General features: G+C 66.8%; 15 protein-coding genes. 10 read left to right on the forward strand and 5 right to left on the reverse strand.

Annotated elements, in window-relative coordinates; all coding sequences use genetic code 11:
* Positions 1-411: 411 nt before the first annotated feature.
* Both AB0C34_RS16300 and AB0C34_RS16305 read right to left on the reverse strand, forming a co-directional pair.
* Entirely contained in the window at positions 412-1800 is a 1389-nt protein-coding gene (locus AB0C34_RS16300) for a HAMP domain-containing sensor histidine kinase (protein WP_357073045.1), read from the reverse strand.
* A 79-nt stretch (positions 1801-1879) separates the two neighbouring features.
* On the reverse strand, positions 1880-2566 hold the full coding sequence (locus AB0C34_RS16305; protein WP_357072672.1) for a response regulator transcription factor: 687 nt from the start codon (positions 2564-2566) through the stop codon (positions 1880-1882).
* A 359-nt stretch (positions 2567-2925) separates the two neighbouring features.
* On the opposite strand from AB0C34_RS16305, the gene AB0C34_RS16310 reads away from it, so the two are divergent.
* The 7 genes from AB0C34_RS16310 to AB0C34_RS16340 all read left to right on the forward strand — a co-directional run bounded on the left by AB0C34_RS16310 (position 2926) and on the right by AB0C34_RS16340 (position 9381).
* On the forward strand, positions 2926-5691 hold the full coding sequence (locus AB0C34_RS16310) for an ATP-binding protein (RefSeq protein ID WP_357072675.1): 2766 nt from the start codon (positions 2926-2928) through the stop codon (positions 5689-5691).
* Complete coding sequence (locus tag AB0C34_RS16315; protein WP_327110218.1) at positions 5688-6098, forward strand: roadblock/LC7 domain-containing protein; 411 nt, start codon at positions 5688-5690, stop codon at positions 6096-6098. Before AB0C34_RS16310 ends, AB0C34_RS16315 begins: the two co-directional genes overlap by 4 nt.
* A 7-nt stretch (positions 6099-6105) precedes the next feature.
* Positions 6106-6477, forward strand: a complete 372-nt coding sequence (locus AB0C34_RS16320) for a DUF742 domain-containing protein (protein WP_357072678.1) — start codon at positions 6106-6108, stop codon at positions 6475-6477.
* 100 nt (positions 6478-6577) lie between these two features.
* Positions 6578-7135 (forward strand): ATP/GTP-binding protein, encoded by a 558-nt coding sequence (locus AB0C34_RS16325; RefSeq protein ID WP_357073047.1) that lies wholly within the window; start codon positions 6578-6580, stop codon positions 7133-7135.
* A complete protein-coding gene (locus tag AB0C34_RS16330; RefSeq protein ID WP_357072681.1) occupies positions 7128-7928 on the forward strand; it encodes an MHYT domain-containing protein in 801 nt (266 codons plus the stop codon). The genes AB0C34_RS16325 and AB0C34_RS16330 overlap by 8 nt, the downstream gene beginning before the upstream one ends.
* 310 nt (positions 7929-8238) lie before the next feature.
* Positions 8239-8682 (forward strand): hypothetical protein, encoded by a 444-nt coding sequence (locus AB0C34_RS16335; RefSeq protein WP_357072684.1) that lies wholly within the window; start codon positions 8239-8241, stop codon positions 8680-8682.
* 474 nt (positions 8683-9156) lie between these two features.
* Complete coding sequence (locus AB0C34_RS16340) at positions 9157-9381, forward strand: hypothetical protein (protein WP_357072687.1); 225 nt, start codon at positions 9157-9159, stop codon at positions 9379-9381.
* A gap of 75 nt (positions 9382-9456) precedes the next feature.
* Here AB0C34_RS16340 and rpmF read toward each other — a convergent pair whose 3' ends face one another.
* From rpmF to AB0C34_RS16355, 3 genes are read right to left on the reverse strand one after another with little or no spacing between them, the layout of a single operon-like run.
* Positions 9457-9630 carry a 50S ribosomal protein L32 gene (gene rpmF, locus AB0C34_RS16345; RefSeq protein ID WP_357072690.1) on the reverse strand — a complete coding sequence of 58 codons (174 nt, stop codon included), beginning with the start codon at positions 9628-9630 and terminating at the stop codon, positions 9457-9459.
* Position 9631: 1 nt separating this feature from the next.
* Positions 9632-9898 (reverse strand): type B 50S ribosomal protein L31, encoded by a 267-nt coding sequence (locus tag AB0C34_RS16350; protein ID WP_357072693.1) that lies wholly within the window; start codon positions 9896-9898, stop codon positions 9632-9634.
* On the reverse strand, positions 9895-11226 hold the full coding sequence (locus tag AB0C34_RS16355; protein ID WP_357072696.1) for a GTP-binding protein: 1332 nt from the start codon (positions 11224-11226) through the stop codon (positions 9895-9897). The genes AB0C34_RS16350 and AB0C34_RS16355 overlap by 4 nt, the downstream gene beginning before the upstream one ends.
* A gap of 102 nt (positions 11227-11328) precedes the next feature.
* On the opposite strand from AB0C34_RS16355, the gene rpmB reads away from it, so the two are divergent.
* From rpmB to rpsN, 3 genes are read left to right on the forward strand one after another with little or no spacing between them, the layout of a single operon-like run.
* On the forward strand, positions 11329-11565 hold the full coding sequence (gene rpmB / locus AB0C34_RS16360; protein ID WP_357072699.1) for a 50S ribosomal protein L28: 237 nt from the start codon (positions 11329-11331) through the stop codon (positions 11563-11565).
* A gap of 10 nt (positions 11566-11575) precedes the next feature.
* On the forward strand, positions 11576-11746 hold the full coding sequence (gene rpmG, locus AB0C34_RS16365; protein ID WP_357072702.1) for a 50S ribosomal protein L33: 171 nt from the start codon (positions 11576-11578) through the stop codon (positions 11744-11746).
* A gap of 1 nt (position 11747) precedes the next feature.
* Entirely contained in the window at positions 11748-12053 is a 306-nt protein-coding gene (rpsN, locus tag AB0C34_RS16370; RefSeq protein ID WP_357072705.1) for a 30S ribosomal protein S14, read from the forward strand.
* The last annotated feature ends 14 nt before the right edge of the window (positions 12054-12067 follow it).

Here is a 12067-nt window from a genome sequence, read left to right on the forward strand (position 1 = left end):
CTCCTCACGTCTGTCGACCACTGTGGCCGCGGCGACTGAGAGCGGACTGAGACCGTGCTTTCAGTTTTCCGAGATGTGCGATTGCGGTGGTGTGCATTGCGCCCACTGGTGGCACTCGACCCCGGCGACAATCACCGGCCACTCCCATCGTCCCGTCGAAAATTACGATACGCAGCTTGCCGGCCCCCTGCTCTGGCGGCGGTTCACCACGCGCCCCGGCGATACGCCACATCGCGCGGCGAACCGGAATCCGCCACAACAAATCCCGCCGAAACAATGCTCGAAGTACCACACAGTCGGCGAATATTCAGCACCAACACGATCACCGCGGTGGAAATTCGCCGCCATTGTGCTTTCGCCCCGCCGGATCGGCCCGACAGTCGCATCCGTACAAGACGCGATGCTCACTTTTCACTCGTCCGCATCGTTCGCCCCCGCCTCGCCGGGGAGAACGATGCGGACCACCGCACCACCACGATCCGACGTATCGATCGCGATGGTCCCGCCGTGCTTTGTCACCACCTGCTTCACGATCGCCAAGCCGAGACCGGAACCGGGCATCGACCGCGATGACGTGGTCCGATAGAACCGCTCGAACACCAGCTCACGCTCCGCGGCGGGAATTCCCGGTCCCGCGTCGTCAATGGACAACTCGAGCAGACCGGGACCGCTCTCCCGCATGCGGAGGCGGACCTGGGCACCGCTGGGGTTCCACTTCGCCGCGTTATCGAGCACGTTGAGCACCGCGCGCTCCAGCCCGGCCTCGTGCCCGTAGACGAACCACGGGCGCAGGTCCGCGACGAACTCGATTCCAGTCCGGCGGCGCCGGGCGCGCCCGAGCGCATGCTCCACCACTTCGCCGAGATCCACCCGTTCGTAGACGGTTTCCGGCGCGTCCTCGCGAGCGAGATCGACCAAGTCGCCCACCAGGGTCGACAGCTCTTCGATCTGGGCGAGGACGTCCGCCCGCAATCCGGCCATATCCTCGTCCGGTATTCGAGGCGCGCCAGGACGACCCGCGGCGATCAGCAGCTCGGTATTGGTACGCAATGACGTGAGCGGAGTGCGCAATTCGTGGCCGGCGTCGGCGACCAGCCTGCGTTGCCGATCGCGAGACTCGGCCAACGCACGCAGCATCGTGTTGAAACTATCTGTGAGTCTGGCCAGTTCGTCATCTCCGGTGACCGGAATCTGCGTCAGGTCGTCGGTGCGGGCGATTCGCTCGGTGGCCGCCGTGAGCCGCGCGATCGGCCGCAGTCCGGTGCGGCCGACCGCCGTTCCCGCCGCGGCGGCCAGCACGACGCCGCAGCCGCCGACTACGAACAGCAACCAGGCGAGCCGGTCGAGCACCTCGCGAGTCGGGTCGAGTCGCTGCGAGATGACCAGCGTCGCACCCGAGTTCGTGCGTACGGCCAGGACACGCTGATTGCCGACGGTGCGCAGCGACGAACTCAGCTCGCCCTGCGCGACCTCGAGTTCCTGGTTCCCGACCGGGGGATCGGTCGATTGCGGCGGCGAATACGGCCTCAGGTCGGGAAATATCAGGGCGATGCCGGTGTCGTTGTAGAAGGCGGTGGCGACCATCAGATTCTGGATGTTGAAGCCATACGGGTTGCTGGCGATCACAGCGCTGGCCCTGGTACGCAACTGCGCGTCCACGTCGGCATACAGCGCCCGCGCGACCAGGGCGTACGCCGCGATCGACGTCACGGCCACCGCGATCGCCACCACGGAGGCGGCGAGCAGGGTCACTCGCCAGCGCAGCGAGATCGAACGGGTCAACGGCATCGGCGGCCGCATGTCGCGGTGTTCGATCGGTCCGTTGCCGAGTGCGGCGACAACGGGGCGTCTGGGAGCGGTGCGTGCCATGATCGCCGGCCTACGGAGGTGTTTCCCGCAGCACGTAACCGACGCCGCGCACGGTGTGGATCAGCCGGGACTCGCCTTCTGCCTCGGTCTTGCGGCGCAGATAGCCGATGTATACCTCGAGGGCGTTGCCGGAGGTCGGGAAGTCGTAGCCCCACACTTCCTCGAGAATGCGGCTGCGGGTGAGCACCCGGCGCGGGTTCGCCATGAGCATTTCCAGCAGCGCGAACTCGGTACGCGTGAGGCTGATCTGGCGGGCAGCGCGGGACACCTCGCGGGTCACCGGATCCAGCGACAGATCGGCGAAATTCATCGCCTCCGACACCTCGCCCGGATCGGCGGTGGTCCGGCGCAGCAGAGCACGTAGACGCGCGAGCAATTCCTCCAGTGCGAACGGTTTCGGCAGATAGTCGTCGGCCCCGGCATCGAGTCCGGCAACGCGCTCGGATACCGAATCCCGTGCTGTCAGAACCAGAATCGGCAGATCATCACCCGTGCTGCGCAAGCGTCGGCAGACCTCCAGCCCGTCCAGCCGGGGCATCATCACATCCAACACGAGGGCATCCGGCCGCTGGGCGGTCGCTTTCTCCAGCGCGTCCACGCCATCCACCGCGAGATCGACAGAGTAGCCGTTGAAGGTAAGCGACCGGCGCAGCGATTCCCGGACGGCGCGATCGTCGTCGACTACCAGAATGCGCATGCCACCAGTTTGACCGCATCGACTGAGAGGTAACTGAGAGGACACCGCCGACACGCCGCGGCGTGTCGGCGGCGAACCGCCTTCGGCGCGGCACGCCTACAGACCCCGGATGACCAGCGGCTTCCACCGTGATGTCGAGGTGTCGACGTGACCCTAACGCATTCCGACGCGAATCATGTTCTCTATAGCCATATTCGGCAATTTGCGGGCCAGGTCCCCCGGATTGCCGATGATCACTCTGCACGGTATGTTCCGTGCGGTAAAAAAGAAGACCTCTCGTTGGTTCTTTGCGGGTTGAATCAATACTGAACAGCCACGCGCGACCGAGGTCACTCGCGAAGCGGAGGCGACGGAAGCGGATGGAAGCTGCACCGCGGTCCTGGCAATTCACCCTGTCGAACTGGTCGGTAACCCGCAAGGTCGGCATGGTGCTTGTCCTTCCCGTGCTGCTGGCCACCGTCTTCGCCGTGCTCCGAATCAACAATGAACTGCGTACCATGGGGCAGTTGGACGCCGCCACCGAACAGGCCATCATCATCCGCCCAATCGTCAAGTTCGGTTCAGCCACCGAGCAACTCGGCGTGATCGCGACTGCCACCTGGGGCAATACCGCCGACCCGCAGACCGACGCGGCACTGACGAAGTTCGACAAGGGACTGGCCGACCTGGAGGCCGCGCTGCACACCACCGAAGCCGGTAGCCGAGTCACCTCGGAGCTCGCCTCGGCCGTCGCGACCGGCACCACCATGCGCAATAGTCTGCGCAACGGCTCGCCCGCGATGGTCGGTGAACAGGCCGACGAGATCATGGTGCGGATCGGGAACGCGCTCGCGCTGTCTCCCTCCGTCGACGACCTGGTCATCCAGCGGTACTTTCAACAGCTGGCCTCGGTGCAGACCGCGCGGCGGATGCTCACCCAGCAACGCATGCTGGTCGGCTCGCCGGACGCGGGCCGTAACTCGAGCGTGCGGCCGCGCGTGTTGGTCGCGGCGGGCGCCGAGGTCACCATGATCTACCAGTACGCGCAGATCCTGCCGGACTACGCGGGCAATATGCGCCCGTTGCTCGACGCGGTGCAGACCCGGCTCGGCACATTCAGCCAGAACGTCGCCGACCCGGCGACCCATCCCGCCGTGCTCGACTCGCTGCTGGTCAGCTCGGACACCTATGAGAAGACCACCGCGCAGCTGATCGACACCATCGACAAAGCCCTGGCGGAGCGCACCATCGAAGCGCAGACCGGCGCGCTGCGCGAGACGACGATCGTCATCGGCATGCTGCTCGCGGGCTTGGCCTTGGCGTTGTCGGTCGCGCGCACCCTGGTCGTCCCGGTGCGCCGGCTGCGTCGCGACGCGCTCGAGGTCGCGCACGTCAAGCTGCCCGACGAGCTCGCCGTCGTCCGCGCGGGCGGCGCCACTCCGGAGATCACCCCGGTCGCGGTACACAGCACCGACGAGATCGGCCAGCTGGCCCGCGCCGTCGACGAGATCCATGAACAGGCCCTCAATCTCGCCGCCGATCAGGCTCGTTTGCGCCTCCAGATCGGGAACATGTTCGAAACCCTGTCCCGCCGCAGCCAATCGCTGGTGGAGCAGCAACTGGCCCTGATCGAGAACCTCGAACACGACGAAGACGATACCGACCGGCTCCAGAGCCTGTTCCGTCTCGACCACCTGGCCACCCGCATGCGCCGCAACGGTGACAACCTGCTCGTGCTGGCCGGCACCGCGTTGCGCCGCGGTCTGCTGCACCCGGTACCGCTGTCGGACATGCTGTGGAGCGCGGTCTCCCAGGTCGAGGACTACCAGCGGGTCGAGATCGGAACGGTTCCCGACGGCATCGTCGCGGGTGAACCAGCGGTCGACATCGAGCACCTACTCGCCGAACTGATCGACAACGCGCTGCGCTACTCCCCGCCGACCACACCGGTGACCGTGATGGTGTCGCGCGCCGTCGATGGCGGCTACCTGATCGAGATCACCGACCGCGGCCTCGGCATGTCCGCGGAAGACCTACAGACCACCAATGACCGGCTCGCATCCGGTGGCGAGGTCACCGTCGAGACCGCGCGCCGGATGGGTCTTTTCGTCGTCGGCCGATTGGCAAAGCGGCACACCATCACGGTCAGTCTGCGGCGCACCTCGACGACGACGCAGCAGCCCGGTATCACCGCCAGCGTGCATCTGCCCGGCTCCTTGGTCGCGCCGCCGATGGACGCGACCGATCCGGCAGGCAAACCGCTCGACCTCACCGCGGAGCATCAGCTGCCCACCTTCACCGCCCCGCCCGCCGGGACGCAGCGAAACCTGGTGCCGGTGCCCAGTCTGCCGCAACGCGACACCGCGCGCTTCGGCGTGACGAGTTCCGGACTGCCACAGCGCCGACCCGCCATCCGGGTCGCCGAGGTCGCCGACCAGCCCCCGCCCTCCGCGCCGGTCGGCCGCACCGACAACCCGGCGGATCAGCCCGCCACCCAGCCGTGGCCGGTGATCACGCCGCACGCGGACAGCGACCGCACGCCGACCGGCGCGTTCGGGCCGACGACGGCCGCGACCACGCAGTCTCGTGCCGAGAAGCAGACGTCCGCGCACACCGACCTGTGGGCCGAGATCGACGACAGCGACGACGACAGCACCGGCCCGAGCCCGACCGTGCCGCGCGAGAGCGCCGCACCCCAAACCACCGCCGGATCCGGCCTTCCGATCCGGAAGCCGGCCGCACCCGCCGACCCGCCGCAGGAAGGGACACCCGAACCCGCGACGGCAACGTCCACCCGACTGCAACCGGTCGCGGGCGCGTCGCCGACGCCGATCTACCAACGCATGGTCTCGGAATGGCTGGTCGAGCCCTCGGCCGTGCAATCGTCCGACAGCGCCTGGTCGTCGCCTGGTGACGCCGGCTGGGTGGCCGCCGAGGACGCCAGCCACCCGACGACGACCTCGCGCACCGTCGGCGGCTTGCCGATTCGTCGGCCGGGCGCCCAGCTGGTGCCCGGCGGCCTGACACCGGCGGACGAAGCCGCGCCCCGCAATCCTGAAGAAATCCGCAACAACCTGACCAGGCATCTCAGTGGGGTCCGCAGCGGGCGGGCCAATGCGCAGTACAACGACGGAGGGCTTGCATGACCAACGCGAACAACAGCACCACAGACGAGAATCTGAACTGGCTGGTTGCCCGCTTCACTCGGGACGTCCCCGGGGTATCTCATGCGGTGCTGGTGTCGGCGGATGGCTTGTTGCAGGCCACCAGCCCGAATTTGCCGAGTGATCGGGCCGAGCAGCTCGCCGCCGTCACCGCCGGCCTCGCCAGCCTTTCCATGGGCGCGGCTTCCCTGTTCGACGGCGGAAAGGTAATGCAGTCGATCGTGGAGATGCAGCGCGGCTACCTGCTGGTGATGAGCGTCGGCAACGGCTCGCACCTGGCCGTGCTCGCGAACAAATCGCACGATATCGGCCGCATAGGCTACGAAATGGCCTTGCTGGTCGACCGGGTGGGCTCGGTGGTCACCGCCACCGCCCGTACCGCTGTCTGAGCGTGAGATGTCCAACCCCTACGGCCCCGGACAACGACCGACCACTCGCGTCCGGCCTTATGCCCTGACCTCAGGGCGCACCGAACCGGCGGTCGACCTGCCGCTCGAGGCGGTGATCGAGACCTTGTCGTACACTGCACATCTCGACTGGCCGACCGGCGATATTCGTGCCGAGATACTGCGACTCGGCGCGCACCAGTTGTCGGTCGCGGAGATCGCCGCGCATCTGGATCGTCCGCTCGGTATGGTCCGGGTGGTGATCGGCGACCTCGTCGTCGACGGCACGGTGCGCGCGCATTCGACCCTGACCGAAGAGGCGAGCTATGACGAGCGCCGTTCCCTGATGGAGAGGACTTTGCGTGGACTCCGCGCCCTTTAGGAATCCAGCGCCCACTGGGAATCTCGGGCCGAGTGGGAATTCCGGACCGGGTGGCAACCCGGGGCCGGACAGCACCAAGAACCGAGTCGCCTCGACGAAGATCGTTGTCGCAGGCGGCTTCGGCGCGGGCAAGACCACGTTCGTCGGCGCCGTGTCGGAGATCGTTCCGCTGCGGACCGAGGCGATGGTCACCCACTTCTCCGACGGAATCGACGATCTCGCCAGTACGCCGGAGAAGGAAACCACTACGGTCGCCATGGATTTCGGCCGAATCATCCTGCCGGGCGATCTGGTGCTCTACTTGTTCGGCACCCCGGGACAGCGTCGTTTCTGGTTCATGTGGGACGACCTGATCCGCGGCGCGATCGGTGCCGTCGTGCTGATCGACGCCCGGCGTCTGGAAGACAGCTTCGCCGCGGTCGACTTCTTCGAAGCACGCAAACTGCCGTTCCTGATCGCGGTGAACCGATTCCCCGACTCGCCGCGCTTTCCCATCGCCGAACTGCGTGAAGCGCTTTCGGTCCGTGAGGGTGTCCCGATCGTGGATATCGACGCGCGTAATGCCGGAGAGGTGCGCCAAGCGCTGGCGGCCGTCACCGAGTACGCGATCGCCCAACTGAAAGCGAAGGAACTGGAAGGAACTGCCCCGCATGCATGAGGGCGCGGTGCTGGCCGCGGGCGAGACCGTCGACCAGTTCGCCATGGGTTACTGGCTGATCGCACTGTCGGTGGGGATCTCGGTGCTCGGCGGGGTGGTCGGGCTGGCCTGCGTCGTGCACGGCGCCCGTTCGGCCGGATTCCGACTGGTGTGGCTGGTCTCGGCGGCAGTGTCGCTCGGTGGCGTCGGGGTGTGGCTCGCGACATCGGTGGCCATGCTCGGCCTGCGAGTGCCTGGTAGCGCCACACGCTACGATCCGGGCAGGTTGATCGCCGCCATGGTGATGTCGATCATCACGGTGCTCGCGGCACTGCTCATCATCGGGCGCACTTTGCGGCTGCCCCTGCTGCTTTCCGGCGGACTGGTGCTCGGCCTCGGTATCGGCCTGACGCACTACCTCGGTATCGGCTCGATCGATATCCAGGGTTCGGTCGATGTGACGGTCTGGCCTGCCGTCGTGTCCGCCGCTATCGCGGTGATCACGGCGACGGCGGCGCTGTGGTCGTTCCAGGCCCTACACTTCCCGCTGGCCAGGATCGCGACCGTGCTGCTGTTCGGCATCGGCGTGGCGGCGACGTACAACACCGCGCTTGCGGCACTGCATTTCGACATCGACCGGTCCGCCAAGGTGCCCGGCGGTGTGGAATTGTTCGACTTCGTCTTCCCGATGTTCGTTGTCGGCCTGCTGGCGTTGACGGTGCCGATCTCGGCGGTCCTGATCGCGCCGGACCGGCGCGAGTTTCGGACAACCGTGGCCGAGCCGCGCGGGCCGAAGCCGCAACCCGCGCACTGACCTCGCCCGGTCGACCGAGTGACCCGGCACCGTGCGGAATCGACTGCGCCGGCGTGGTCGGCCCGGGGGCAGCCGCCGAACCGACGCCGCAAGCCAGCGCCAGGTGCCGTACGACCCAGTCGGGCAAGCGGGTTCCAGGTTGCCCCTGCCCCGATAATTTTTCGCCGACCGACCTAAGGTGAGAGTCATGCTTTTCGAACCGGACTCCGCCATGGGATGTCCAAGGCGCGGGCTTTCCGCGCGGCGGGCGGGGCTACCCGTCTCCACCGATCGTGGCCAGTGAGATTTCGTTGCACAGGAGGACCCGGACGTGACGCCGGAGCAAGAGGCAGTGCTGCGCGACATCCAGATTCAACTGCGCGGGCCCGACCTGTCCGGCTGGCCGCAGCTGGGCACCGAGCTGGACGGCAGTCATCGCACGATGGTGAACGGGCTGGCCGCGGCGCTGGTCCGGATCGACGAGCTGGAGCGCGAGTCCACCGAATTGCGAACGCAGGTAGGCGAATTGCGTACCGAAATCAGCGAACTGGAGGCTACGACGGCCGAGCTGGCCGAACAGGTGGCGCGGCTGAACGGGCGGCAGTGGCCGTGGCCGCTGTCCCTGATCGAGGGGCCCGCCGCCCTGGTCGGCGAACAGTTGGCCCGACTCGAAGCCCTGTTGCCAGACTTCCCCGGTTTGCCAGGTCAGCGTGACGATGTCACGCGCGCGCCTGACGGCAGTGGCACAGCCGCGGCGTCAACCTCGGAAAACTGAGCCGCAGAGCCCTGCGTTCGCGCAGACCGAGAGCGGGAGAGGGCGATCGGGGGAAGATCGGGTATCGGCGAATGCCGGGAAATTTGGCGATGAGCGGGTTCTCCTGGGAGCCAGAAGAACCCGCCCTCCCGCACGAGAATACCGGTGCTACGGCCACTAATGCATCACTTTTTCAGGACTTTTACGCCTACGAAAAACCAACTCTCAGTATGTAATTCGCCCATCAGCTACTCCGGCGCAATCCAGACAAACGCAATCTTGCCGCATACCACCCACACTATCGGTTGCCGAAAGATTGCTATCGCTCGGCGGCGTGCGCCCGCACCGTCGTATGCCCCTGGACCACGGCACGTGGTCTTCGATCGAAAATGCTCCGGCGCGTTCGACACTCCGTCGTCACCTGGCGAGTTATCGTCGCCTTGCAGGAGGCGCTCGCGCGGCGCCACACACCAAGGTTCGTTCGAAGGAGTTCGTATGGCCGTCAATGTGGTGCTCGACAAGGCTCTCGACAAGGAATACGAGAACAAGTCACTCGACGAAATCCTGTCCGCCCCACCTTCAGCCCTGGCAGGTCTCACCGAAGCGCACGACAAGCAACTGCTGGAAACCCTCAGAATCAAGACGATCGCCGATCTGGCCGACAACAAGTACTTCCGGCTTGCCGCCGCCCTCGCGGACCTCGCCAAGAAGGAAGGCTGATCGCTAGAACACGAGCGGACCGACCGGGATCGGCGTCCGGTCGGCCTGCCGCGTACCGGCGCGATCGGACGCCGCTCAGATCCGATCGAGATCGATCAGGCCGCGGCGCACAGCAGCGACCAGCCTGCGCGGCACCTGCCGCACAACACCTCCGACCGTCACCGGGACCAGGTCCGGTGCGGTCGCCTTCCAGTTCGCCCGCCTGCTGCGGGTATTGGACCGCGACATCTTCCGCTTCGGCACCGCCATGTCAGGCCTCCTTGCGACGCGTCACGCGCTTGCCGTACTTACGCTCGAACTTCTCCACCCGGCCCTGGGTGTCCAGCAAGCGGTGCGCGCCGGTCCAGAACGGGTGCGAGTCCGCGGTCACATCCACTGTCAGCAATGGGTAGGTGTTGCCGTCGGTCCACGCCACCGTGCGAGCACCGGCGGCCGTGGACCGAGTAAGGAACTGCTTTCCGGTACTCGCGTCCTCGAAGACCACCGGGTGATAGTCCGGATGGATACCCTTCTTCATTTCGCCTCTCCTCTCGGGCTTTTCCCGTCTTCGACGGCCAGAGCCGCCGTCTCATCGCTGTCGCACGGGTCGGCATGCCACTCCCCGAACGGGTCCTCCCACTGCGCCACCCGATCCGGCGCCCGCTCGACGAGTCGCATTTCCTCGTCTTCCACCAGCGCCCAATCCAGCGCCGCACGGATCTGGGCGGGATCGGCGTCGTGCACCAGGATCACCAGCGAGACGTCCCGATCGCCGAAGCGCTCATTCCAGCGCATCGCAGCCATCGCCCTGCGCTCCGGGTCCGTCTCGGCCAGTTCGTCGTCGGACATCGCGGCCAGCCAGCGCCCCGCGCCGCCCACCCGCAGGCCGCCACCCGCGGACTCCAGCCACACCACCTCATCGGGCTGAGTGGCCAGCCATATTCGCCCGCGCGCGGTGACCACGCCGTCGAAGAGCACATCGAGCGCTTCGTGTAGCCGAGCGGGGTGAAACGGCCTCGCCGCGGCGAATTCCACGAGTTCGACGCCGTACTCGCTGGTCAGCGGTGGCCGGCCGCGCAGAAGCGGCGCGTGTGCATCGAATACCCGGCCGCGCCGCGAACCAGCGGGAACGCGCTCGAGCAGTGCTTCGACGCAGGCGGGTGTGAGCTCGCGCGGATCGTCGACCCAGACGAGCGGCGCGCCGGGCGCCAGTCGGGCCAGCACCGCGGCGAGCTTGCCCCGGTCGGTCCGCCCGTAGCCCGCCGAGTCCACGGCGATGACGGCATCGGTGAATTCGACCTGACCGACAGCGATTTGCGCAACCGTCCGGTCGTCGTCAGCGGCGGCCAGTCCGCGCTCGGCGAGCGTCTCGTCACCGGTGGCGTCGGCAAGCCAGGCTGCCGCATCCAGACAGGTGAGTATCGACGACACCCGTACATCGCGGGCGGCCGGTCCGTCGAGCCGACCGACCACGCCGGTGACCACGACGTGCTCGATGGCCTGACACACGGCTTCCGCCTCGAAAGCGGAATCGAGTGCGAGGACGATACGACCCACATCCTCGCGCTGGGCGAGCGTGCAAAGCAACGGAAGCAGGTCCCTGCGTAGCGTGCAGGAGACGCAGCCGTGCGCGAGCTCGAGCACGGCCGAGTGGTGTTGCGTCGCGCTGCGCACCGTGCGGTGCACGATGCCCTCCCGCAACTGGGCGAGATCGTGTCGGACGACAACGGTACCCGGGGTCTCGCGCAACGCCGCGGCCGCGCGATCCACGCCGTCCGCGGCGAGTCCCACGAAACCGGCGAGGACCACCACGGACGTCCTCCGGTCGGACTCGGGTGGGAACAGGGTGGAATCCGGCGCTGACACCAGCAACCCCTTTCGATAACGATTTTCATTTACTGCGGGGCAACGGTACATTGCCCAACAGTCGTTGTCGAAAATGATTATCATCTACTGGAGGGAGTTGGCATGTCCGCCCACTGCCAGGTCACCGGACGCAAGCCCGGATTCGGCAAGTCCGTGTCGCACTCGCACCGACGGACCAGCCGGCGCTGGAACCCGAACATCCAACGCAAGACCTACTACCTGCCCAGCGAGGGCCGGCGCGTCACGCTGACCGTCTCGGCCAAGGGCATCAAGACCATCGACCGGGACGGCATCGAAGCCGTGGTGGCCCGGATCCGAGCACGCGGCGACAAAGTCTGAGGAGCAACCCATGGCATCGAAATCGACCGACATCCGCCCGATCGTCAAGCTGAAGTCAACCGCGGGCACCGGGTACACCTACGTGACCCGCAAGAATCGCCGCAACAACCCGGACCGCCTGGTCCTACGCAAATACGACCCGGTCGCGCGCAAGCATGTCGACTTCCGTGAGGAGCGCTGACATGGCGAAGAAGTCGAAGATCGCCCGCGACCGCCAGCGCAGGGCGACGGTGGCACGCTACGCCGAACGCCGTGCCGAGCTGAAGGAGTTGATCCAGAAGCCGGACATATCGGACACCGCCCGCGCAGCCGCCCACGCCGAACTGCAGCGCCAGCCGCGTGATGCCAGTCCGGTACGATTGCGCAATCGGGACGCCGCGGACGGACGACCGCGCGGTCATCTCCGGAAGTTCGGACTTTCCCGTGTGCGTGTGCGCGAGATGGCCCACCGGGGCGAACTCCCCGGTGTGCGCAAATCGAGCTGGTAGACAACCGCTGATCT

Source organism: Nocardia sp. NPDC049220 (assembly GCF_040647855.1).
Lineage (GTDB): Bacteria > Actinomycetota > Actinomycetes > Mycobacteriales > Mycobacteriaceae > Nocardia.